The 22,956-nt window shown below is 67.5% G+C and carries 25 protein-coding genes; 21 read left to right on the top strand and 4 right to left on the bottom strand.

The window, feature by feature from the left end; genetic code table 11:
- Positions 1 to 185: 185 nt before the first annotated feature.
- Positions 186 to 1,061: a PhzF family phenazine biosynthesis protein gene (locus tag ORK51_RS16410; protein WP_046273018.1), complete on the top strand. Its 876-nt coding sequence runs from the start codon at positions 186 to 188 to the stop codon at positions 1,059 to 1,061.
- 15 nt (positions 1,062 to 1,076) lie between these two features.
- Here ORK51_RS16410 and ORK51_RS16405 read toward each other — a convergent pair whose 3' ends face one another.
- Both ORK51_RS16405 and ORK51_RS16400 read right to left on the bottom strand, forming a co-directional pair.
- Positions 1,077 to 2,750: an amidohydrolase gene (locus ORK51_RS16405; RefSeq protein ID WP_266085887.1), complete on the bottom strand. Its 1,674-nt coding sequence runs from the start codon at positions 2,748 to 2,750 to the stop codon at positions 1,077 to 1,079.
- An 83-nt stretch (positions 2,751 to 2,833) separates the two neighbouring features.
- A complete protein-coding gene (locus ORK51_RS16400; protein ID WP_070426802.1) occupies positions 2,834 to 3,268 on the bottom strand; it encodes an OsmC family protein in 435 nt (144 codons plus the stop codon).
- A gap of 364 nt (positions 3,269 to 3,632) precedes the next feature.
- Here ORK51_RS16400 and ORK51_RS16395 point away from each other — a divergent pair, with 364 nt between their 5' ends.
- From ORK51_RS16395 to ORK51_RS16385, 3 genes are all read left to right on the top strand, one after another.
- Entirely contained in the window at positions 3,633 to 4,031 is a 399-nt protein-coding gene (locus tag ORK51_RS16395; protein WP_019185677.1) for an HU family DNA-binding protein, read from the top strand.
- Between the two features lie 254 nt (positions 4,032 to 4,285).
- Positions 4,286 to 4,630, top strand: a complete 345-nt coding sequence (locus ORK51_RS16390; RefSeq protein WP_019185676.1) for a DUF3861 family protein — start codon at positions 4,286 to 4,288, stop codon at positions 4,628 to 4,630.
- Between the two features lie 80 nt (positions 4,631 to 4,710).
- Complete coding sequence (locus ORK51_RS16385) at positions 4,711 to 5,307, top strand: DUF1439 domain-containing protein (RefSeq protein ID WP_019185675.1); 597 nt, start codon at positions 4,711 to 4,713, stop codon at positions 5,305 to 5,307.
- Between the two features lie 39 nt (positions 5,308 to 5,346).
- Here the strand turns inward: ORK51_RS16385 and ORK51_RS16380 are convergent, their stop codons facing one another.
- Together ORK51_RS16380 and ORK51_RS16375 are read right to left on the bottom strand one after the other, a co-directional pair.
- The gene (locus ORK51_RS16380; protein ID WP_019185674.1) at positions 5,347 to 5,889 is read right to left on the bottom strand and encodes a type 1 glutamine amidotransferase domain-containing protein; all 543 of its coding nucleotides are present in this window, start codon (positions 5,887 to 5,889) and stop codon (positions 5,347 to 5,349) included.
- 123 nt (positions 5,890 to 6,012) lie between these two features.
- Positions 6,013 to 6,480, bottom strand: coding sequence for an SET domain-containing protein (locus ORK51_RS16375; RefSeq protein WP_019185673.1), 468 nt, complete (start codon positions 6,478 to 6,480; stop codon positions 6,013 to 6,015).
- A 172-nt stretch (positions 6,481 to 6,652) separates the two neighbouring features.
- Between ORK51_RS16375 and ORK51_RS16370 the strand changes: the two genes are divergently transcribed.
- From ORK51_RS16370 to ORK51_RS16290, 17 genes are all read left to right on the top strand, one after another.
- The gene (locus tag ORK51_RS16370) at positions 6,653 to 7,105 is read left to right on the top strand and encodes an SUF system Fe-S cluster assembly regulator (RefSeq protein WP_026070170.1); all 453 of its coding nucleotides are present in this window, start codon (positions 6,653 to 6,655) and stop codon (positions 7,103 to 7,105) included.
- Between the two features lie 13 nt (positions 7,106 to 7,118).
- Entirely contained in the window at positions 7,119 to 8,594 is a 1,476-nt protein-coding gene (gene sufB, locus ORK51_RS16365; protein WP_019185671.1) for a Fe-S cluster assembly protein SufB, read from the top strand.
- On the top strand, positions 8,591 to 8,995 hold the full coding sequence (locus tag ORK51_RS16360; RefSeq protein ID WP_266085879.1) for a lysozyme inhibitor LprI family protein: 405 nt from the start codon (positions 8,591 to 8,593) through the stop codon (positions 8,993 to 8,995). The genes sufB and ORK51_RS16360 overlap by 4 nt, the downstream gene beginning before the upstream one ends.
- A gap of 45 nt (positions 8,996 to 9,040) precedes the next feature.
- Positions 9,041 to 9,805, top strand: coding sequence for a Fe-S cluster assembly ATPase SufC (gene sufC, locus ORK51_RS16355; RefSeq protein WP_019185669.1), 765 nt, complete (start codon positions 9,041 to 9,043; stop codon positions 9,803 to 9,805).
- Positions 9,805 to 11,067, top strand: a complete 1,263-nt coding sequence (gene sufD, locus ORK51_RS16350; RefSeq protein ID WP_266085877.1) for a Fe-S cluster assembly protein SufD — start codon at positions 9,805 to 9,807, stop codon at positions 11,065 to 11,067. Before sufC ends, sufD begins: the two co-directional genes overlap by 1 nt.
- A complete protein-coding gene (locus tag ORK51_RS16345) occupies positions 11,064 to 12,320 on the top strand; it encodes a cysteine desulfurase (RefSeq protein WP_266085875.1) in 1,257 nt (418 codons plus the stop codon). The genes sufD and ORK51_RS16345 overlap by 4 nt, the downstream gene beginning before the upstream one ends.
- Positions 12,321 to 12,427: 107 nt before the next feature.
- Positions 12,428 to 12,964 (top strand): GNAT family N-acetyltransferase, encoded by a 537-nt coding sequence (locus tag ORK51_RS16340; RefSeq protein ID WP_019185666.1) that lies wholly within the window; start codon positions 12,428 to 12,430, stop codon positions 12,962 to 12,964.
- A complete protein-coding gene (locus tag ORK51_RS16335; RefSeq protein ID WP_019185665.1) occupies positions 12,961 to 13,293 on the top strand; it encodes a non-heme iron oxygenase ferredoxin subunit in 333 nt (110 codons plus the stop codon). Before ORK51_RS16340 ends, ORK51_RS16335 begins: the two co-directional genes overlap by 4 nt.
- Before the next feature lie 89 nt (positions 13,294 to 13,382).
- On the top strand, positions 13,383 to 13,769 hold the full coding sequence (locus ORK51_RS16330) for a hypothetical protein (protein ID WP_266085871.1): 387 nt from the start codon (positions 13,383 to 13,385) through the stop codon (positions 13,767 to 13,769).
- A 147-nt stretch (positions 13,770 to 13,916) separates the two neighbouring features.
- Positions 13,917 to 16,199: a TonB-dependent receptor gene (locus ORK51_RS16325; RefSeq protein WP_266085869.1), complete on the top strand. Its 2,283-nt coding sequence runs from the start codon at positions 13,917 to 13,919 to the stop codon at positions 16,197 to 16,199.
- 49 nt (positions 16,200 to 16,248) lie between these two features.
- Positions 16,249 to 16,938 carry a Fe2+-dependent dioxygenase gene (locus ORK51_RS16320; RefSeq protein WP_019185662.1) on the top strand — a complete coding sequence of 230 codons (690 nt, stop codon included), beginning with the start codon at positions 16,249 to 16,251 and terminating at the stop codon, positions 16,936 to 16,938.
- Entirely contained in the window at positions 16,931 to 17,644 is a 714-nt protein-coding gene (locus ORK51_RS16315; protein WP_266085867.1) for a tetratricopeptide repeat protein, read from the top strand. Before ORK51_RS16320 ends, ORK51_RS16315 begins: the two co-directional genes overlap by 8 nt.
- A 129-nt stretch (positions 17,645 to 17,773) precedes the next feature.
- Positions 17,774 to 18,208, top strand: a complete 435-nt coding sequence (locus ORK51_RS16310; RefSeq protein WP_266085865.1) for a hypothetical protein — start codon at positions 17,774 to 17,776, stop codon at positions 18,206 to 18,208.
- Between the two features lie 140 nt (positions 18,209 to 18,348).
- Positions 18,349 to 20,772: a TonB-dependent receptor domain-containing protein gene (locus tag ORK51_RS16305; RefSeq protein WP_070426794.1), complete on the top strand. Its 2,424-nt coding sequence runs from the start codon at positions 18,349 to 18,351 to the stop codon at positions 20,770 to 20,772.
- 148 nt (positions 20,773 to 20,920) lie between these two features.
- Positions 20,921 to 21,559 (top strand): PepSY-associated TM helix domain-containing protein, encoded by a 639-nt coding sequence (locus ORK51_RS16300; RefSeq protein ID WP_266085863.1) that lies wholly within the window; start codon positions 20,921 to 20,923, stop codon positions 21,557 to 21,559.
- A 23-nt stretch (positions 21,560 to 21,582) separates the two neighbouring features.
- A complete protein-coding gene (locus ORK51_RS16295) occupies positions 21,583 to 22,101 on the top strand; it encodes a DUF2271 domain-containing protein (RefSeq protein WP_070426792.1) in 519 nt (172 codons plus the stop codon).
- Between the two features lie 25 nt (positions 22,102 to 22,126).
- The gene (locus ORK51_RS16290; protein WP_266085860.1) at positions 22,127 to 22,933 is read left to right on the top strand and encodes a DUF4198 domain-containing protein; all 807 of its coding nucleotides are present in this window, start codon (positions 22,127 to 22,129) and stop codon (positions 22,931 to 22,933) included.
- Positions 22,934 to 22,956 lie beyond the last annotated feature (23 nt).

The following is a 22,956-nucleotide window of genomic DNA, read 5'->3' as shown; positions in this document are numbered from 1 at the left end:
TGAGGGGAATCGCCCGGCACGCCGGGCCGAACCCCCGATTCTATGCCAAGCCTGGCCGTTGCAGGGCCCGGGCGGCCCAGGCCGGGCGGATTTGGCCGGTCGCCGGTGCGCGGGGCGCCGGTCACGGCCCGGAACGCAGCCCCGATTGGTAAGCTGCCCGCCCGTTTTTCGTTGAGCGATCTGCCATGACCTCCCGTCGTTTCCTGCAGCTGGATGTGTTCTCGCCCTACCCCGGCGCCGGCAACCCGCTGGCCGTCGTGCTCGATGCACAGGGGCTGGACGAGGCGGCGATGCAGGCCATTGCCCGCTGGACGCGGCTGCCGGAAACCACCTTCGTGTTCCCGCCGCAGGCCCCGGGCGCAAGCTACGGCATCCGCATGTTCAGCCCGCAGAAGGAAGTCCCGTTCGCCGGGCACCCCAGCGTGGGCACCGCCCATGCCGTGCTGGAACTGGGCGTGGCCGCGCCGGTCGAGGGCGTGCTGGTCCAGGACGGCATCGCCGGGGCGCTGCCCCTGCGCGTGGACGGCAGCGGCGCTACCCGCACCATTGCGATCCGCACGCCGCGTGCAGCGGTGGCCGAAGTGACGACCGCCAACGATCCGCGCCTGCAGGCCGCGCTGGCCGGTTGGCCGCTGGGCAGCCTGCCGCCGGCGCGCATGGCCGGTGGCCGCAGCTGGTGGGTGGTTGAACTGGCAGACGAAGCGGCCCTGCGCGCACTCACCCCGGACTGGGATGCCGTGGCCACCCTCGCCGAAGCCACCGACAGCATGGGCGTGTTCGCCTATGCGCGCAGCCAGGGCCAGGCCTGGGATCTCGCGGTACGCGCCTTCGTCGGCAATGGCCGTCGCTTTGAAGATGCCGCCTCCGGTGCGGCCAATGCCGTGCTCGCTGCCTGGCTGGACAGCCGCGATGCCCTGCCCGGCACCGCGCACGGCTACGTGGTCAGCCAGGGCCGCGAAGTCGGCCACGATGCGCGCCTGACCCTGCGCATCGATGACCACGGCGATGTCTGGTCCGGCGGCCAGGTGCAGACCGTCATCCGCGGCACGCTGGACTGGTGATCCTGCCGCGGCGCCTCAGCGCGCCGCGTCGTAAACCGGTGCGCCATCGACCCAGGTCGAGCGCACCTGCAGGTCGGCCAGCCCGGCGGGCGGCACGCTGAGCGGATCGCGATCAAGCACCACGAAGTCTGCGCGCAGGCCCGGCTGCAACCGTCCGACCTGGGTGTCGTCATGACCCGCCCACGCCGCATCGGAAGTGAACCCGCGCAGCGCTTCGGCTGCGGTCAGCCGCTGATCGGGCTGCCAGCCGCCGGGCGGTCTGCCGGCACGATCCTGGCGGGTGACCGCCGCATGCAGGCCCAGCCGCGGGTCGACCTGCTCGACCGGGAAGTCCGAGCCCAGCGCGAGCCGGGCACCGGAGGCCAGCATCCGCCGCCAGGCATAGGCGCCGAGGATGCGCTCGGGGCCGACCCGATCCTGCGCCCAGCCCATGTCCGAGGTGGCGTGGGTAGGCTGCATCGAGGCGATCACGCCGAGCTGGGCGAAACGCGGAATGTCCTCCAGCGCGACCACCTGCGCATGTTCGATGCGCCAGCGATGGTCGCCACTGCGGCGCTCGCCGAGCACCCGTGCATAGGTATCCAGCGCGATCCGGTTGCCGCGGTCGCCGATCGCATGCGTGGCGACCTGGACATGGCAGGCATCGGCGTTGCGCACGGCGGTCTCGAAGTCCTCAGGTGAGGTGACCAGCAGGCCGCGGTTGTGCGGGTCATCGCTGTAATCGGCCAACAGCGCCGCACCGCGGCTGCCCAGCGCGCCATCCATGAACAGTTTGACCCCGCGCATTTCCAGCCGGCCGCCGGCGTGCTGGTAGGCCCCGTTCGCGCACAGATCGGCCAATGCGTCGCTGTTGCCATCGGCATAGGCATCGATGCGCAGCGGCAACCTGCCGGCGTCGGCGAAGCGGCGCATCAGGGCCAGATCGGCGCGCGATACGCCCATGTCGTGCACGCCGGTCAGGCCCTGGCTGACTGCTTTGTCGAGCGCGCGGGTCAGCATCTGCTCGCGTGCGGCCTCGCCCGGGACCGGTATCGCCGCCTGCACCAGGGTCATCGCTTCATCGATGAACACCCCGCTCGGCTGGCCCTTGGCATCGCGCACGATGCGCCCGCCTGCAGGCTGCCAGTTGCCCTTCAGCGCGCGTTGCCCGGGGCGCTGGGCGACCGCGCGCAGTGCCGCGCTGTTGCCCCAGCCGGCGTGGCCGTCGATGCGGCCCAACCAGACCGGGCGGTCCGGGAATGCAGCGTCGAGATCGGCCACGGTCGGAAACTGTCTGCCCGCCCAGCGGTTCTGGTCCCAGCCGCTGCCCAGCAGCCAGCCCTCGGGGTTCTCCGCCGCAAAGCGCTGCAGGCGCGCGACGATGTCGGCAGTGCTGGTCGCGCCCGTCAGGTCGGCCTGCATCAGGGTGCCGCCGAGGAACATCAGGTGCGCGTGCGCGTCGATCAGGCCCGGGATCACGGTCGCCTGGCCGACGTCGGTCAGCGCCGCCAGTGGATACAGCTCGAGCATCGCCTGCCGGTCACCGACGGCGAGCACGCGCCCGGTCTCGGTCTCCCATGCCAGCGCGGTGGCGGTCGGCGCGTCCGGATCGCCGGTGTGGATGGTGGCGGCGGTCAACAGGCGGACATCGGCCTGCGCGGTGCCCGCCAGCAGGCAGGCCATCAGGGCAGCGAGAGCAGTCGGACGCATGCAGACACCCCACAAAAGGAAAGCGGCGACTATGCGGCCGCCGCTCTCCCATCACAATCTGCTGTGCACCAATCGTGCGCCGATCAACTGGCCAGTTCGGCTTCCAGCGTGATCGGCACCGCACTGAGCGCCTTGGAGACCGGGCAGTTCTGCTTGGCGTCATCGGCGATGGCACGGAACTGGGTGGCCTCGATGTTCGGCACCACGGCCTTCACCTTCAACGTGATCTGCGACAGCTGCGGGCCACCTTCCATCGAGAGGTCGACCTTGGCTTCGGTATCCAGCGAGGTCGGCACGAAACCGGCTTCGGTGAGCTTGGCCGACAGCGCCATGGTGAAGCAGCCGGCGTGTGCGGCGGCGATCAGTTCTTCCGGGTTGGTGCCCTTCTCATCGCCGAAGCGGCTGCTGAAGGCATAGCGGGTTTTATCCATCAAGCCGCTCTGGGGCGTGCTCAATTGTCCCTTGCCTGTCTTGAGGTCACCTTCCCAATGCGCGGTGGCATGACGCGAAATACCCATCGTTGATCTCCTGCGGGATGAATGGCCAGGCCAGCCTAGACCGGTCCGCGTTAGCACCGTGTCTGGCCGCCGTCAGCCTGCCGCCGGGTGTCGCCCCCAGCTGAATCGGCGATCAGGATGGATGCTGTTTTCAAGTGGTTTTCGTGCGACAGTCGGGGTGCGACGGTCCATGACCGATGGCACCCGCCGCGAGGGCGGACCCTGTTTTTTGGCTATGACCTGATGCACCGCGGTAACGAAGGGCGTGGAAATCACGAATTTTTATGCGTCTGCCTATTGGCGGCGCCCCATAGTTGCCCTACATTTCGCTTGCCGACGGGGTTCGGCGCGACCAAACAACCAACCGTTCACGGAACAGGAAACCATGGCAAAGACCGCTAAGAAGGCTGCCCCGAAGAAGGCAGTAAAGAAAGTCGCTACGAAGGCAGCCGCGAAGCCGGCCGCTCCCAAGCCGATCAAGGAAGTGCTGAGCAAGTCTGGTCTGGTTGCACACATCGTTGAAGCGTCCGGCGTTGTCGCCAAGGACGTGCGCGCCGTGCTCGCCTCGCTGGAAGGCGCCGTCGCCGCTTCGGTGCACAAGAAGGGCGCTGGCAGCTTCACCCTGCCGGGTCTGCTGAAGATCTCCACCGTCAGCGTGCCGGCCAAGCCGAAGCGCAAGGGCATCAACCCGTTCACGAAGGAAGAGCAGTGGTTTGCCGCCAAGCCGGCGTCGACCAAGCTGAAGGTGCGTCCGCTCAAGAAGCTCAAGGACGCCGCGCTCTGATCTGCGCGCTTCCTGCAGCACCCGACGGGACGGCTCACGCCGTCCCGTTTTTTTTGGAGGTTCTGCCATCCCATCGAGGCGGCGGGTGGGTCCTGCGCTGGCGAAACACAGCGTTTCCAAAGCCATCAACGGCGCGCCCTTCCCGCGCAGATGCCTCTCCTGCCGTGATCCACGCGATGGCAGGACCGGCCGGAACGCACAGGGTGGAACACTGCGTGCGACCGCGCCTGTCGTCGCGGTGCGGATCGCAGCCTATGGTGGCCTTGTCCCCCACCGCGCAGGCAGCCATGGCCAGCTCTTCTTCCCAGCGTTACCGCATCACCGTCACCCCGATCGAAAAGGACGGCCTGCAGTGCAGCGGGCGCTGCACCATCGAGCTGGAGCATCGCGCGCAGCAGGACTGGATGCGCCTGCTGGAAATCGCACGGCGCAACACCGGCCTCAGCGGAGACGAACGGGCCGCGGCGATCGTCGCCACCCAGCTGCTGCGCGATCTCGCCCAGCGCCACGCCGATGAACCCAGCCACCCGCTGACCGTGCTGCAGCCGCAGCTGGACGAGGTGCTGGCCGCGCTGGAATCGATCCAGGGCGCGCCCTGAGCCCACCACCCGCACGCGTCAAAGCTGGATTCAGCCGCGCGGGTTATTGTTGGCGTCTCATCCCCGCACGGCCTGCCGTCATGAACGTTCGCCCGCTGTTGTCCCGCCTCGCCGCCTGCACCGTGCTGCTGGCCGCCGCCATCGGCGCGCAGGCCGCGCCCAGCATTTCCGGCCGTCAGTTGTCGGTGGGCGCCACCGATGTGCAGCAGTACCTCGATGGCAGTTTCCCGCGCACGCAGGACGCGCTGGGCGGCCTGATCGCGATGACCATGAGCCATCCCCAGCTCACCCTGCCGCAAGGCAACCGCCTGGATCTGGGTTTCGACATCGCCATGGCCACTGCCGGCGGCAACCCGGCCCCGCTGGGCAAGGTCAAGCTGAGCAGTGGCCTGCGTTATGACGCGCAGACCCAGGGCTTCCACCTGCAGGAGCCGACGGTCGATGACTTCACGCCGGCCAACAATGGCGGCAAGCTCGATTCGCGCACGCGTGGCCTGCTCAATGCCTGGCTGGTCGATTACGCCCGGCGCGAGCCGATCTACAAGATCGACCCGACGGTCGCGGCGGTGCTGGGCACGCTGCAGGTGCAGTCGGCGCAGGTAGAGAACGGCAAGCTGGTGGTCACCTTCAACCAGGACCTCGGTGCGTTGGTGCCGGCAGGCTTGCTGAGCAAGTAACCGGAAATGGCACCGACCCACGGTCGGTGCCTGCATCCATCAAGCGGCCAGCGCCTTGGCCACGGCATCGGCGAACGCCGGGATGTCACCCGGCTTGCGGCTGGTGATCAGGCCACCATCCACCACCACCTCGGCATCGGTCCACTCGGCACCGGCATTGCCCAGATCGGTTTTCAGCGACGGCCACGAGGTCACCTTGCGGCCCTTGGCCAGGCCGGACTCGACCAGCAGCCACGGCCCGTGGCAGATCGCAGCAACCGGCTTGCCCGCGGCGCCGAAGGCCTTGATCAGGGCCACCGCGTCGGTATCGATGCGCAGCTTGTCGGGATTGATCACACCGCCGGGGAGGACCAGCGCGTCGTAGTCGTCGGCCTTGGCGCCCTTCAGGGGGGCATCGACCTTCACGTTCTCGCCCCAGTCCTTGTCTTTCCAGCCGCGGATCTGACTGGCGTCACCCGGGGCGATCACCTTCACCGAGGCGCCCCAGGACTCCAGCAGTCGCTTGGGTTCCTGCAGCTCGGACTGTTCGAAACCATCGGTGGCGAGGATCGCGATGTGCTTGCCGTTGAGTGCATGTGCCATTGAGCGGCTCCAGTAACTAGGAGCCTTCAGTGTGGCCAGGCACGCATTGGGCGACAGTGACCAGGATGTGCACAGCGTGTCGGCGCAGTCACCGGCGCACGTGGCCGGTGAGCGCCAGCGCGGTCAGCGCTTGGGCTGGAGCATCGTGCCGGTGCACTTTTTAGAGCCGCAGCGGCATTCCCAGATCTTCTTCAGGCGCGCGGTGTGACGCTCGGCCAGGGTGATGCCGTAGTTGTAGGTCAGCTCGTCGCCCGGCTGGATGTCCTTGATCGCCTCGATGAAGACCTTGTCCTCGCGGCGGTTGTCGCCCTCGGCTTCCTCGATCACCGCTTCGCAGTTCGGCTCGCAGCTGTGGTTGAGCCAGCGCGCGTCATTGCCCTTGTAGTTCGCATCGATGACGTAGTCGTCATTGAGGGTGAACAGGAAGGTATGACCACTCTCCACATCCCCGGTGTCGTCGGCATCCACGTCGGCGTGGCTGCGCAGCAGACCCTTGTACTGGATGACCCGCTCACCTTTCTTGATCGGCGCCAGCGCGAATACGCCATTGCCATGGATGGTGGACTTGCGGGCCTGGATCTTCTTGGGCATCTGGCTGACCGTTGCGGTGGGAAGCCCCGATTCTCGCTTAATCTTTGTGATTGCCAAAGCGATGCGGTTCAATACGCCTCAAAGGCCGCCCTGCGGGCGCCTGAACGGGCGGGTTGGATGCCGGCGGAGAAAAGCGTACAATTTCAGTCCGCTTTATGGTTCTGCCCCCACCATGCTCCGCGTCACCAAGCTTACCGATTACGCCACCGTCGTGCTGACCGTACTCGCCGCCCGCCCGGGCGAGGTACTCAGTGCGACCGAACTGGCCGAGTTCGCCCGTCTGGAACCGCCGACCGTCAGCAAGCTGCTCAAGCCTCTGGCCCAGGCCGGGCTGGTGGAAGGCCTGCGCGGCGTGCGCGGCGGCTATCGGCTGACCCGCGCGGCGGACCAGATCACGCTGTTCGAGATCGTGGAAGCCATGGAAGGGCCGTTGGGCCTGACCGAATGCGCCCACGACCACAGCCAGTGCGGCCGCGAGCTGCAGTGCGGCGCCCGCAGCAGCTGGCGGATGATCAACGACGTGGTGTCCGAAGCGCTGCGCGCGGTCACCCTGGCGCAGATCCTGCCCCCTCTTCCCCTTGTTGACGCCCACCGCCGCGCGATCGCGGCGGATGTCGTCTCCTGATCAGGCAGCCCCCATGGCCACCGATACCCTCGATACCGTCGCCACCGGCGATACCCCCAACCGCGAGATCCATGAGCAGCTCGGCCGCAAGTATTCGGCCGGCTTCATCACGGACATCGAATCGGACTCGTTGCCGCCCGGCCTGGACGAGGACACCATCCGTGCCCTGTCGGCCAAGAAGGACGAGCCGGAGTGGATGACGCAGTGGCGCCTGGACGCCTACCGCCACTTCCTGACCATGCCGATGCCGGACTGGGCCAAGCTGCAGATCGCACAGATCGACCTGCAGGCGCTGAGCTACTACTCCGCGCCGAAGGGCCCGAAGTACGCCTCGCTGGACGACGTGCCCAAGGAACTGCTGGACACCTACGACAAGCTCGGCGTGCCGCTGCATGAGCGCGCCAAGCTGGCCGGCGTGGCCGTGGATGCGGTGTTCGATTCGGTCTCCGTCGGCACCACGTTCCGCAAGGAACTGGCCGAGAAGGGCGTGATCTTCTGCTCCATGTCCGAAGCGATCAAGGAGCACCCGGCGCTGGTCAAACAGTACCTGGGCACCGTGGTGCCGGTCGGCGACAACTACTTCGCCGCGCTCAACTCGGCGGTGTTCTCCGATGGCAGCTTCGTGTTCATCCCCAAGGGCGTGCGTTGCCCGATGGAGCTGAGCACCTACTTCCGCATCAACGCCGGCCACACCGGCCAGTTCGAGCGCACGCTGATCATCTGCGAAGACAAGGCGTACGTGTCCTACCTGGAAGGCTGCACCGCGCCGATGCGCGATGAGAACCAGCTGCACGCCGCAGTGGTCGAGCTGGTCGCGCTTGAAGATGCCGAGATCAAGTACTCCACGGTGCAGAACTGGTACCCGGGCGACGAGAACGGCGTGGGCGGCATCTACAACTTCGTCACCAAGCGTGCCGAGTGCCGTGGTGCGCGCAGCAAGGTCACCTGGACCCAGGTCGAGACCGGCTCGGCGATCACCTGGAAGTACCCGTCGTGCGTGCTGCTGGGCGATGATTCGGTCGGCGAGTTCCACTCCGTCGCGCTGACCCACCATCGTCAGCAGGCCGACACCGGCACCAAGATGATCCACATCGGCAAGCGCACCAAGAGCAAGATCGTCAGCAAGGGCATCAGCGCCGGCCACGGCCAGAACACCTATCGTGGCCTGGTCAAGGTCGATCGCGGCGCCGAAGGCGCGCGCAACTACACCCAGTGCGACTCGCTGCTGATCGGCAAGAAGTCCGGCGCGCATACCTTCCCCTACATCGAGGTGAAGAACCCCAGCGCGACGGTCGAGCACGAAGCGACCACCTCCAAGATCTCCGACGACCAGCTGTTCTATTGCCGCGCCCGCGGCATCGACCAGGAAAACGCGGTCTCGATGATCGTCGACGGCTTCTGCAAGCAGGTCTTCCGCGAGCTGCCGATGGAGTTCGCGGTGGAAGCCAAGAAGCTGCTGGAAGTCAGCCTGGAAGGCTCGGTCGGATGAAGAGCGTGCTGACCTTGGCCCTGCTGCTTGGGGCTGCGGCGCCGGCGTCTGCCGAATCGGCCTGCGATGACCTGAGCACGCAGATGCAGATGAACGAGTGCGCCAACGAAGGGTTCGAAGAAGCCGACGCCGTGTTGAACGCGGTGTATCGACAGGTGGTGGGCAAGCTGGCCGACGCACCGGTGGCGCTGGCCAACCTCAAAGCCGCCCAGCGCCTGTGGGTGCAGCTGCGCGATGCCGATCTGGAAGCGCAGTACCCGGTTGGCAAGGATGAAGACCCGCGCATGCTGTACGGCTCGATGTACCCGATGCTCTATTCCGGGGCCAAGACTGCATTGACTCAAACCCGCACCGATTACCTGCGCAAAGAATTCCTCGAGCGCAGCGAATACGACCTCTGAGTCGCGCTGCCTCCAGTCCCCCTATCTGACAAGACGATTATCGACATGTTGAAGATCGACAACCTCCACGCACGCATCGGCGAAAAAGAGATTCTCAAGGGCCTCTCGCTCGATGTGAAGCCCGGCCAGGTGCACGCCATCATGGGCCCCAACGGCGCCGGCAAGTCCACCCTGGGCAATGTCCTGGCCGGCCGCGACGGCTATGACGTGAGCGAAGGCAGCGTGCAGTTCGAAGGCCGTGACCTGCTCGAGCTGGCGCCGGAAGAACGCGCGGCCGCCGGCCTGTTCCTGGCCTTCCAGTACCCGGTTGAAATCCCCGGCGTGAACAACACCTACTTCCTGCGCGCCGCGCTCAACGCCCAGCGCAAGGCGCGCGGCGAGGAAGAACTGGATTCGATGCAGTTCCTCAAGCTGGTGCGCCAGAAGCTGGCCGTGCTGCACCTGAAGGACGAACTGCTGCACCGCGGCGTCAACGAAGGCTTCTCCGGTGGCGAGAAGAAGCGCAACGAGATCTTCCAGCTGGCCGTGCTCGAGCCGAAGCTGGCGATCCTGGATGAAACCGACTCCGGCCTGGACATCGACGCGCTCAAGAGCGTGGCCGACGGCGTCAACGCGCTGCGCTCGCCGGACCGCTCCTTCATCGTGATCACCCATTACCAGCGCCTGCTCGATTACATCAAGCCGGACGTGGTGCACGTGCTGGCCGATGGCAGGATCGTGCAGAGCGGCGGCCCGGAGCTGGCCCTGGAACTGGAAGCCCACGGCTACCACTTCCTGAAGGACCGCGTGGTGCCGGAGGCAGCGGTCTGATGAGCGCCCTGCTCGATTCCCTCGCCAGCGGCTTCTGCGGCAGCGATGCACGTCGCGCCGAGCTGGATGCCGCGCTGCAGGCCGGTCTGCCCGGCCCGCGTACCGAAGCCTGGAAATACACGTCGCTGCGCCAGCTGGAGCGTCGCAGCTTCCAGCCCGCCCCGCTCGCCCCGGCCGTGGTCGATGCCGCCCTGCTGGCCGACATCCCGTCGCCGCGGCTGGTGTTCGTCAATGGCCGCCCCTCCGGCGCGCTGAGCGATGTCGCTGCGGTGCCGGCCGGTGTGCAGCTGGCCACGCTGTCCTCGGCGCTGGCCGCCGGCGATGAAGCCGGCCGTTTCCTCGGCCGTCGCTTCGAGCGCAGCGAGGAAGTATTCGCCCGTCTCAACGCTGCACTCGCCGATGAAGGCGTGCTGCTGCGCGTGGAAGAAGGCGTGCAGGTCGAGGCGCCGCTGCAGCTGGTCTTCATCGGCGTGGCCGGCGAGACCGATCTGTCCTGGCACCATCGCCACCTGATCGAACTGCGCAGCGGTGCCGCGCTGGGCGTGGTCGAGCATCACCTGCATGTCGGTGATGCCGCGCACCTGGACAACACCCTGGTGCACGTCCACCTCGCGCAGGATGCCGTGCTCTCGCACGCCCGCGTGCAGGCCGATGCCACCCGCGCCACCTCGCTGCTGCGCACCGACGCCGTGCTGGCCCGCAACGCGCAGTACCGCCGCGTGGACCTGGAGCTGGGCGCGGCGCTGAGCCGCCATGAGCTCAACGTCCGCCTGGAAGGCGACAACGCCCAGCTGACCGCCAACGGTGTGCTGCTCGGCAATGGCCGCCGCCATGTCGATACGCGCCTGGGCATCGAGCACATCGCGCGCGATACCGCCTCGGAAATGGTCTGGCGTGGCGTCGCCGCCAATCGCAGCCGCGTGGTCTTCCACGGCGGCATCCATATCCGCGAAGGCGCCGATGGCACCGACGCCAACCTCTCCAACAAGAACCTGCTGCTGTCGGCCGATGCCGAGATCGATACCCAGCCCACGCTGGTGATCGATGCCGACGAAGTAAAGGCGGCACATGGCGCCACGGTTGGCCAGCTCGACGCCAACGCGCTGTTCTACCTGCGCTCGCGCGGCCTGCCGGCCGATCGCGCGCAGCAACTGCTGAGCGCGGCGTTCTGCCATGAACCGTTGAACGTCCTCGACGCACGCCTGACCGAGCAGCTCACCGCCCAGCTCAGCCGTGCGCTGGCCGTGGCGGGCGTGGCATGAACCTGTCCACGCCGCGCCCGGCCGCCGATACCGGCACCGCGCCCGACTGGGACCGCGTGCGCCTGGACTTCCCGCTGCTGATGCGCGAAGTGCACGGCAAGCCGCTGGTGTACTTCGACAACGCCAACACCGGCCAGAAGCCGGTGCAGGTGATCGGCGCGGTGGACGAGTTCTACCGCCGCTACAACGCCAACGTCAGCCGCGCGGTGCATGCGCTCGGCACCGAGGCCACCGATGCCTACGAAGGCGCACGCAACAAGCTGGCGCGTTTTCTCAACGTCCGTGCCAGCGAGCTGGTGCTGTGCAGTGGCACCACCTTCGCGATCAATCTGGTCGCGTATTCGTGGGCGTTGCCGCGGCTCAAGGCCGGTGATGTCATCCTCGTCTCGCGCATGGAACACCATGCCAACATCGTGCCGTGGCAGCTGGTCGCCCAGCGCACGGGCGCGACGATCCGCGTGGCCGAGATCACCCCGGAGGGCGCATTGGACCTGGACGCGCTGCGCGCGGCGATGACCCCCGAGGTCAAGCTGCTCGCCGTCGCCCATGTCTCCAACGTGCTGGGCACGGTCAACCCGGTCCGCGAAATCTGCCGCGAGGCCCGCAAGCGCGGCATCGTCACCGTGGTGGACGGCTCGCAGGCCGTGCCGCACCGCAAGGTCGACATCCCCGCGATCGGCTGCGACTTCTATGCCATCACCGGCCACAAGATGTGCGGCCCGACCGGCACCGGCGCCCTGTGGGCCAGGCGCGAACACCTTGATGCCATGCCGCCGTTCCTCGGCGGGGGCGAGATGATCAAGGAAGTGAGCTTCGAAGGCACCGTGTTCAACGACGCCCCGCACAAGTTCGAAGCCGGTACCCCGAACATCGCCGGCTTCATCGGCCTGGGCGTGGCGGTGGATTACCTCGAGTCGCTGGGCCTGGAGCACGTGGAAGCCCGCGAAGGCGAGCTGCTGGCGCACTTTACCGAAGAGCTGAACAGGATCGACGGCCTGCGCATCTTCGGCACCACGCCGGACAAGGCGGCGGTGGTCTCCTTCCTGGTGGACGGCGCGCACTCGCACGATCTGGCCACCCTGCTCGACCTGGAAGGCGTCGCGGTCCGCTCGGGCCAGCACTGCGCGCACCCGCTGCTGCAGTACTACGGCGTCGCCGCCACCTGCCGTGCCTCGCTGGCGTTCTACAACACGCATGAGGAAATCGAGCGCTTCATCGTGGCGCTCAACAAGGTGCGCAGGCTGCTGGGCTGAGCCCGCGCCAGACTGCGCCCCACTCGAACGCCGTGGCCTGCCACGGCGTTTTTCATGGCGCGCCCCGCACATTTCCGTAGCGCCCCCTGCGGGCCTAAAATGGCGCCATGAGCACCCTGACCTTCCGCGCGGCCACTGCCGCCGACATCCCCGCCCTGATCGCCCTGGTCACTTCCGCCTACCGTGGCGATGCCAGCCGGGCCGGCTGGACCACCGAGGCCGACCTGCTGGACGGCGCCCGCATCGATGCCGACGGCCTGCAGGCCGACCTCGCCAAGCCACGCTCGACCATCCTGCTGGCCGAGCGCGATGGCCAGCTGCTGGCCTGCGCGCACGTGGCCGATGACCACGGCAAGGGCTACTTCGGCATGTTCTCGGTCGACCCGTCCCAGCAGGGCGGCGGCATCGGCAAGCAGCTGATGCTCGCCGCCGAGGCCCACGCGGCGCGCGAGTGGGGCGTGCCGGTCATGCAGATGACGGTGATCGACGTCCGCGACGAGCTGATCGCTTTCTACGAGCGCCGCGGCTACCAGCGCACCGGCATCAAGAAGCCCTTCCCGTATGGGGATGAGCGTTTCGGCATTCCCAAGCGCGACGATCTGCGCTTCGAGATCCTGGAAAAACCGCTGGCGGTGCCGGCATGAGCGAGACCTGGACCTTCGTCTGCGCCAGCGCCGAGCTGCTCCCCGGCGAGATGAAGAGCACCTTCGACGAAGTGACCGGGACGCCGATCGTGGTGTTCAACCTGGACGGGGAACTGTACGCACTCGAAGACCAGTGCACCCACGATGAGTTCGAGCTGTCCTCGGGCACCTTCGATACCGGCGAGGGCAGCATCGAGTGCGTCCTGCACGGGGCCCGTTTCGACGTGCGTGACGGCGCTGCCCTCTGCGCGCCGGCCTATTCGCCGGTGGCGAAGTTCCCGGTCAAGCGGGAACACGACGCCGTCTGGGCCCGCGACGACCGCGACTGAGCCGGCCTGAACGCGGGCGTTTTGAAAACGCGAATTGTTCCTATTACCATAGGCATTGCGGCCACCCGGCCGCTTCTGCCCGGTAAGCCGTGTCCGCCAACCGCTCCGCCCTTGGTCTCGCCGCCCTGTGGGCCACGTTCTGCGTGGTGCTGCTGGCCTGCGGCTGCCTGACGGGCGGCGGCGCCGGTAACGCCGGGCCGGCGCCGGCGGCGGCGCACACCGCGGGCCTGCTGGGCGCCGACAGCGCGCGCCAGGCATCGGCGCCGTCCACGCCTGCACCGGAGCTTCCTGCCGAGCCGACCCTGGCGGCGGAGACCGGTGCCGACCCCGAGCCCAGCCCGCCGGCGGTACTGACCCAGCTGCGCCGCACGCCCTGGGTCGCCGTCGTCCCGCTGTGGCCGTCCGACGCGCTGCGCTGGCAGCGGCTGGAACCTTCGCTGCGGCTCAACCCCGGCCACGCCCCGCCCCACGCCTGATTCCGGCGGCGACGCTGCGCGTCGCTGCCCGCCCACGCCCGTGCCATCGCGCCGCCGTCGGCCGTCTGCCCGTTTTCCCCACCTGCCTCCGCTCCGCCGTGACCGCCACACGCTGTCCGGCCTTCGTCCGTCCTGCCAGGAATCACCATGACCGTCCGCCCGACTCCGTTGTCGTCCGCCCTGCTGCTGGCCATCGCCGCCCCCGCCATCGCCCATGCCGAGGCCGACGCTGCCGATCCGCAGCGCGCCACCGAACTGGATGGCGTCGACGTCCACGGCGAGCGCGTGCGTGCGCAATCGTCCAAATTCACCGCGCCGCTGCTGGATACGCCCAAGTCGGTCAGCGTGATCTCCCAGCAGGTGATCGAACAGACCGCCGCCACCACCCTGCTCGATGCACTGCGCACCGTGCCGGGCATCACCTTCGGCGCCGGCGAAGGCGGCAACCCGACCGGTGATCGTCCCTTCATCCGCGGCTTCGATTCGGCCTCGGACATCTACGTCGACGGCATCCGCGACGCCGGCAGCCAGACCCGTGAAGTGTTCGCCATCGAGCAGATCGACGTGGTCAAAGGCCCGAGCTCGGCCTACTCCGGCCGCGGTTCAGCCGGCGGCACCATCAGCCTGGTCAGCAAGACGCCCAAGCTGGAGAACTTCGTGGCCGGCAGCCTGGCCGCCGGCACGGACAGCTACTACCGCGGCACGCTCGATGCCAACCAGGTGATCGGCGACGGCATCGCCGCCCGCGTGAACATCATGAAGCACGAGGCCGACGTGGCCGGGCGCGATGAAGTGAACAGCAGCCGCTGGGGTATCGCGCCGTCGCTGGCGTTCGGTCTGAACGGCCCGACCCAGGCGGTGATCAGCCACTACCACATGGAAACCGACGACCTGCCCGATGCCGGCGGCTTCCCGTACAACAACCCGTTCACCAGCGGCCCCAACCTGGCGCTCAATGGCGACGGCAGCCCGATCGTGACCAACCGCGACGCGTTCTACGGCCTGGTCGACCGCGATTTCCAGAAGACCAAGGCGGACATCACCACCTTGAACCTGTCGCATGATTTCGGCGGCATCGTCCTGCGCAACATCACCCGCTACGGGGACACCAGCAACGATTACCTGTGGACCCAGCCGGACGACAGCAAGGGCAATCCGAATCTGTTCGGCATCGTCTGGCGCCGCACCAACGCGCGCGCCACGCAGACCGACAGCTTCGTCAACCAGACCAGTGTGACGGGTGAACTGGAGACCGGTCCGCTGCGCCACAGTTTCAACGCCGGCGTGGAATACAGCAGCGAAAAGACCGTGCGCGGCACCTACGCGATCGCCGATGTGCGCCGCCCCAATGGCCAGACCACCGCAGGCACCAACAACCCGCTGACCGGCAACCAGAGCTGCCCGACCACCGGCGCGGCCACCGGCTACAACTGCACCGACCTCACCAACCCGAACCCGCCCGATCCGTGGTCGGCCACGCACACGGTCACCCGCAGCGACCCGGCCCGCGACGTGCGCCAGACCACGCGCACCAAGTCGGCCTACGTGTTCGACACGATCAGCTTCAGCGAGCAGTGGATGTTGAACCTGGGCGCGCGCTTCGACGACTACAACACCCATCAGTTCAACCCGGCCGCCGCGGCGAACGTGCAGCATCTGCGCAACGACACCTCGTTCTGGAACGGCCAGGCCGGCCTGGTGTTCAAGCCGATGGAAAACGGCAGCATCTACGTCTCCTGGGGTACCTCCTCCACCCCGGTCGGCGTGGACGGCGGTGATGGCGCCGACGGCATCAGCGCGACCATCCAGGATCTCAAGCCGCAGCGCAGCCGCAACATCGAGCTGGGCACCAAGTGGGATCTGTTCGATGCCCGCCTGTCGCTGACCGGTGCGATCTTCCAGACCGAGATGAGCAACGCGCGCGTGACCAGCGATGCGGGCACCACGCAGAACGCCGGCACCAAGAAGGTCAAGGGCGCCGAACTCGGCTTCAGCGGCACGATCGTGGAGGGGTGGCAGGTCTTCGGTGGTTACACCTACCTGGATGCCGTGGTCGAGGACAACGGCTTTGCGCTGGTGAACGGGGTCTACGTGCCATCGCCGTTCAACGGCAACGCGTTCCCCAACACCGCCAAGCACAGCGCCAGCCTGTGGACCACGTGGGCGCCGTCGTTCGTGCCGGGCCTGAGCCTGGGCGCCGGTGCCAACTACGTGGACAAGGTCTACGGCAACGTCAACAACACCAAGTGGGTGCCGTCCTACACCCGTTGGGATGCGATGGCCGGCTATGCCTTCAGCGAGCGCTACAGCCTGCAGTTGAACGTGCAGAACCTGACCAACAAAACCTACTTCACCAAGGCGTACGCTTCGCATTACGCCGCCATCGCGCCGGGCCGCTCGGCCACGTTGGCCTTCAATTTCAAGTTCTAAGCGATACGCCCCCTCCCGCGCGCTCGTGCGGGAGGGGCTGGAGCCCACCATGCTGCTGCACATTCCCGACGTCCTCACCGCCGAGCAGGTCACCCAGGCCCGCCAGCAGCTGGCCACGGCCGGCTGGACCGACGGCCGCCTGACCGCGGGTTACCAGTCCGCGCAGGCCAAGCACAACCTGCAGTTGCCCGAGTCCGATCCGGCCGCGCGTGCGGTCGGCTCGGCCATCCTCGATGCACTCGGCCGCAACAGCACGTTCTTCTCGGCGGCACTGCCGCGTCGCATTTTCCCGCCGCTGTTCAACTGCTATCAGCCGGGGCAGACCTTCGGGTTCCATGTGGACAACGCCGTGCGCTACGACTACACCGCCCCCGGCCAGCCGCAGCCGGTGCGCACCGACCTGTCGGCCACGTTGTTCCTGAGCGACCCGGATGAGTACGAGGGTGGCGAGCTGGTGATCGAAGACACCTACGGCAACCAGCGGGTGAAACTGCCGGCTGGCCACATGGTGCTGTACCCGGGCACCAGCCTGCACCAGGTCACCCCCGTCACCGCCGGCACGCGGCTGGCCTCGTTCTTCTGGATCCAGAGCATGCTGCGTGATGACGGCCAGCGGCGCCTGATGTGGGACCTGGATGTCTCGATCCGGCGCCTCACCCATGACCACCCCGAACACCCTGCGCTGGTGAATCTCACCGGCGTGTATCACAACCTGCTGCGGCAGTGGGCCGATGTCTGAGCCGGCCCCGCCCGCGTTCGACGTGGCAGCACTGGCCGACCAGTTGCAGCACGATCCGGCCGCCGCGCTCGCCGCGCTGGAAGCGACCGCGCAGCGCGGCGACCCACAGGCGCAGTTCCTGCTCGGGCAGGCCCGGATGGAAGGGCGCGGGATCGCGCCCGATGCGGCGGCGGCCGTGCTCTGGTTCGAGCGCGCCGCCAACGGTGGTCTGCCCCTCGCCATGAACATGCTCGGCCGCTGCCACGAACTCGGCACCGGGACGCCGATCAACCTGGCCCTGGCCGCGGTCTGGTATCGCAAGGCAGCGGATGCCGAGCTGGACTGGGGGCTGTACAACCTGGCCAACCTGCTCGGCACCGGCCGCGGCGTGCCGCGCGATGACGCCGCCGCGTTCGCCCTGTACCTGCGCGCGGCACGGCTGGGCCATGCCAAATCGATGAACCTGGTCGGCCGCTGTCTGGAAGACGGCATCGGTGTGCCGGCCGATCCGGGTGCGGCACCGGCCTGGTATCGGCGTTCGGCCGAGGCCGGTGACTTCCGCGGGCAGGCCAGCCATGCCTCCCTGTTGCTCGCCGCCGGTGATATCGACGGCGCGGCGGACTGGCTACGGCGCGCGCTTGCGCACGGGAGCGCGTCGTTTCTGGCTCACGTGCGCCCCAGCTTGGCGGCCTCTCCGCATCCCGCGATCCGGGCACTGGTCAGCTGATTCCTGCGTTCGGGGCGCGCAGGGACCGAAATCATTAATCATTCTCATTTGCGTCCGCTAACGAATCTCACCTACAATCCCGCCGCGTTGCTGGTCGGCTGATCGACTGGCCGTTCACAGGGGCCCGCCTTGCGCCATCCACACCGCCACCGCAGCTTTGCTCCCGCCATGCGCGGGCGGCAGCAGGCGTTGTCGAGCGTGCTGGCGTGGCTGGGCCTGCTGTCGCTGCTGCTGGCCGGCCTGCCCATGCTGGAACGGGCCGCCCCGGGCAGCACCGTGTTGGTCCTGCAGATGCCAATGGGCGAGCACCCGGCCGGCGGTGGTGAGACCGCACAGGAAGAAGCCCCCGCCAAGCCACGCCGAGTGGCCAGCGTGCGCCCTGCCCCGGCGCCACCGCTGCCGCCCGCATTGCCGCCGGTGGTGGAATCGCTGGATTCGCTGATGGCCACACTGGTGGCACAGCCGCCGCGGGTCGTACCGGCCATTGACTCGGCACCGGCCACGCCGCTGCCTGCCGCACCCGGCCTGCGCGTCCAGCGCGGCCAAGCCCCACCGCAGGGCTGATGCCGACCTTCGGCGGCGCCACCGTGCCCGCCTCCGGTCCTGCGCGTTCCGCCCGCCCCGGGCGTTCCTGATTCCTGCGCGTGCTGCCGCCCTGCGGCCTGCCACGTCGCGTCCGTTTTCTCCTTTCCGAGGTTGCCCCCATGGCCCAGCGCCATCGTCGTCGCACGTCCCTGTCCCGCTGCACCCTGTCCCTCGCCCTGCTCGGTGCGCTGAGCGCCCCGGCCTTCGCCCACGGCGACGCCGCCGCTCCGACCACGCTGGACAAGGTAGTGGTCACCGCCGCCGGCTTCGAACAGAAGATCGCCGATGCACCGGCCAGCATCAGCGTGATCAGCCGCGAAGAGTTGAGCAAGCGCCCCTACACCAGCCTGGTGGATGCGCTGCGCGACGTGGAAGGCATCGACGTGGGCATGGAACCGACCGACAAGAACGGCCGCGCCACCATCTCCATGCGCGGCATGCCCTCGGACTACACCCTGGTGCTGATCGACGGTCGCCGCCAGAGCAACGCCGGCAACCTGTACCCGAACAACTTCGGCGGTGGCCAGTTCTCGTACATGCCGCCGCTGGATGCGATCGAACGCATTGAAGTGGTGCGCGGCCCGATGTCCACGCTGTATGGCTCCGATGCCATGGGCGGGGTGATCAACATCATCACCCGCCGCAACCAGACCGAGTGGCATGGCGCGGTCACCCAGGGCTTTACGGTGCAGCAGGACGACCAGTTCGGTGACGCGCGCAGCACCGATGTCTACCTCAGCGGCCCGCTGGTCAAGGACCGTCTGGGCATGTCAGTGCGCGGCAGCTATTACGACGCCAAGGCCTCCAACCCGGAATGGGATGACCTGCCGCTGCCGGACGGCACGATGTGGTCGCGCAGCATTGGCTTCGGTGCCGGTGGCAAGGCGGTGGCCAACACGAACTGGAACGCGGGCATGCGCCTGAACTTCATCGTCAATGACGACCACGAGCTGTGGCTGGATTACGACGTGTCGCGCCAGAAGTACGACAACAGTGAAGGCCAGACCGGCACCCTGGACAGCCTGGCCAGCCTGTGGCGCGTGGGCAATGCCACGATCCCCAACCCGAACGGCCCCGGCAACGTCACCCGCCGCGTGGTGCAGCCGCGCGTGGGCTACACCGCCTACCAGCGTTACGAGCGCGACCAGCTGGCGCTGACCCATCAGGGCCGTTATGAATTCGGTACCTGGCAGACCACCCTGACCCACATCACCAGCAACAACCTCGGCCGCTCGCTGCCGCTGACGCTGGACGAACGCGCCGATCTGCAGACGCTGTGGAATGATGTCTGCCGCCGCACCGGCGCCGCCGCCAACTGCGCGGCCGGTGCACGCAACGGACTGGGCGCGCTCAACCCGGCCGAGATGGCGCGCCTGCAGGCCTTCCTGCCACGCCCGCTGCGCACCATGGAGCTGAAGGGCAACGTGCTGGACACGATGCTCGACCTCACCTTCGGTGCGCACAAGCTGACCGTGGGCGGCCAGTACAACGACACCGACATGGTCGACGGCGTGTTCGGCATGGATGGCGCCGGCTACAAAGACAACGTGAAGCAGCAGCACCGTATGTGGGCGCTGTTCGCCGAGGACAACTGGTCGCTGACCGACAGCCTGACCGCGACCGTCGGCGTGCGCTATGACGACCACAACATCTTCGGCAGCCACGTCAGCCCGCGCGCTTACCTGGTGTGGAACGCCAACGATGCCTGGACCCTCAAGGGCGGCGTCAGCACCGGCTACAAGACACCCCGCCCGGACCAGTTGTTCCCCGGCATCGTCGGCTTCGGTGGCCAGGGCGTGACCCCGCTGGTCGGCTCGCCCAACCTGAAGCCGGAGACCAGCACCAACTACGAAATCGCCGCGTACTACGAAGGCGATCGCTGGGGCTTCAACGTCACCGGCTTCCTCAACAAGTTCGATGACAAGATCGCCAGCGGCGGCACCTTCGCCAACTGCGAAGTGGCCCCCAACGATGGCAGCTACTGCGTGGACATCGGCCCGGGCTGGGCCGAGCTGGGCTACAGCACCTTCGGGCAGAGCGTGAACATCGACAAGGCCGAAACCCGCGGCGTCGAAGCGGCGGCCCAGGTAGATCTGCTGGACAACCTGCAGTTGCGCGGCAACTACACCTGGACCAAGAGCGAGCAGACCAGCGGCACCGGCAAGGGCCTGCCGATCACCGGCAACCCGGCCAGGCACATGGCCAATGCCAGCCTGAACTGGCAGATCAGCGAGGCGGTGAGCCTGTCGCTGATCGGCGAAGGCCGCTACGACCGCTACCGCGACACGCTGGTCAGCAATGTCGGCGGCGTCAGCAGCTCGCAGACCCGCTATTACGAGGACTACACGATCTTCCACCTCGGCGGCAGCTGGGACATCAACAACTGGCTGACCGTCAACGCGCGGGTCAACAACCTGTTCGACAAGGACTTCGTGTCGCAGTCCTGCGTGCTGATCAGCGACAGCGAATACGACTGCGTGGATGACTATTCCACCAAGGACCAGCGGCGCAGTTACTGGATCTCGTTGAACGCCAAGTTCTGAGGCACACCGGCGCGGCGTCCGTAGTGACGCCGCCCGGTCTTGACCTCGGGCAGCGGTCCGGCAAGGGACCGCTGCCTTCTTTGTCTACAAATTGCGAATCATTCTCATCAATGGTGTAATTCGCCCCTCAGTACTCTCTCCTGCGACCGTGGCCACCAGCGCTCCCTCTTCCAGCGTGCAACAACAACGCCGCGGCTTCTGGCTGCGCACGCTGCACCAGTGGCACTGGATCAGCTCGGCGGTGTGCCTGATCGGCATGCTGCTGTTCGCCGCGACCGGCATCACCTTGAATCACGCCTCCCGGATCGAAGCCACGCCGGAGGTAGTCAGCCGTCAGCTGGAACTGCCTGCCGAGCTGCTCGGCAAGCTCGGCGACCGCACCGATGGCAAGGCACCGATCCCGCGCGTGGCCAGCCGCTGGCTGGAGACGCAGCTCGGTATCTCGATCGGGCGCCGCCCGGCCGAATGGTCCGATGGCGAAATCTATCTCTCCATGCCAAGCCCGGGCGCGGACGCGTGGCTCAGCATCGACCGGGAATCCGGGGCGGTGGAATACGAATCCACCGCCCGCGGCTGGGTCTCCTATTTCAACGATCTGCACAAAGGGCGCAATGCCGGGCCCGCCTGGGGATGGTTCCTGGATATCTTCGCCGTGGCCTGCCTGGTGTTCTGCATCACCGGCCTGTTCCTGCTGCACCTGCATGCCCGCCAGCGCCGCATGACCTGGCCGCTGGTCGGCCTGGGCCTGCTGATCCCGCTGCTGATCGCCCTGATCCTCATCCACTGACCGTCCCCTTCCGGAGCCGCACCATGCGCGTCACCCTGACCATCGCCCTGAGCGGCCTGCTGGCCACCTCGCCGGCCTATGCCACCACCCTGGACATCAACGTCGAGGTGCCCAAGCTCAACGTGGCCGAGTATCACCGCCCGTATGTGGCCGTGTGGCTGGAAGGCGCCGACCAGAAGGTCGCCGCCAACCTTTCGGTCTGGTACCAGCAGACCGGCAACGCCGAAGGCCATGGCACCAAGTGGTTGCCCGACCTGCGCCAGTGGTGGCGCAAGAGCGGCCGCACGCTGGAGGTGCCGGTGGACGGCGTGACCGGCCCGACCCGTCCGGTCGGCAAGCACGCGCTCTCGTTCAACGACAAGCAGCCCGCGCTCAAGGCGCTGGCACCGGGCAACTACACCCTCGTGGTGGAAGCGGTGCGCGAAGTCGGCGGCCGCGAACTGCTCAAGATCCCCTTCACCTGGCCGGTCACCTCCGCACAGTCGGGCAAGGCGCAGGGTGCGACCGAACTCGGCCTGGTCACCCTGACCGCCAAGCCCTGACCCCCCATCCACCTGGAGTTTTTCGATGAAGCGCACGCTCGTCCTCGCCGCCGCCATGGCCGCCGCACTTCCGTTCTCCGCCCTGGCCCACAAAGCCTGGCTGCAGCCTTCGCAGACCGTGATCGCGGGTACCAACCCGTGGATCACCGTCGATGCGGCGGTCTCCAACGACCTGTTCTACTTCAACCATGTGCCGCTGCGCCTGGACAACCTGGTCATCACCGCGCCCGACGGCAGCACCGTGCAGCCGCAGAACGCGGCGACCGGCAAGTTCCGCAGTGTGTTCGATGTCGAGCTGACCCAGCAGGGCACCTACCGCCTGGCCACGATCAACAACGGCCTGTCGGCCAGCTGGGAAGAAGACGGCAAGCCCAAGCGCTGGCGCGGCACCCCGGCCACCTTCGCCACCGAAGTCCCGAAAAACGCGAGGAACCTGCAGGTCTCGCAGTCGGTCGGTCGCGTGGAAACCTTCGTCACCAACGGTAGCCCGAACGACACCGCGCTGAAGCCGACCAACCAGGGCATCGAGATGATCGCGCTCGCCCATCCGAACGATCTGGTCGCCGGTGAGGCCGCAAGTTTCCGCGTGCTGGTCGATGGCAAGCCGACCGCCGGCCTTGAATTCGAGATCACGCGCGGCGGCACCCGGTACCGCAACGCGCAGGAGGAGATCAAGGTCAGCACCGATGCCAAGGGCGAGTTCGCCGTCACCTGGCCGGAAGCGGGCATGTACTGGCTGGAAACCGGCACCGAGGACAGCAAGACCTCGATCAAGGAAGCCAAGAAGCGTCGCCTGAGCTACGTGGCCACGCTGGAAGTGCTGCCGGAGTAACGGCATCCGGCGTGCGTTGCGCG

Origin of the sequence: Stenotrophomonas sp. RIT-551, assembly GCF_026241915.1 — a bacterium.
Lineage (GTDB): Bacteria > Pseudomonadota > Gammaproteobacteria > Xanthomonadales > Xanthomonadaceae > Stenotrophomonas > Stenotrophomonas bentonitica_A.
The sequence above is the reverse complement of the archived record's forward strand: the minus strand, read 5'-3'. Positions and strand labels throughout refer to the sequence as shown.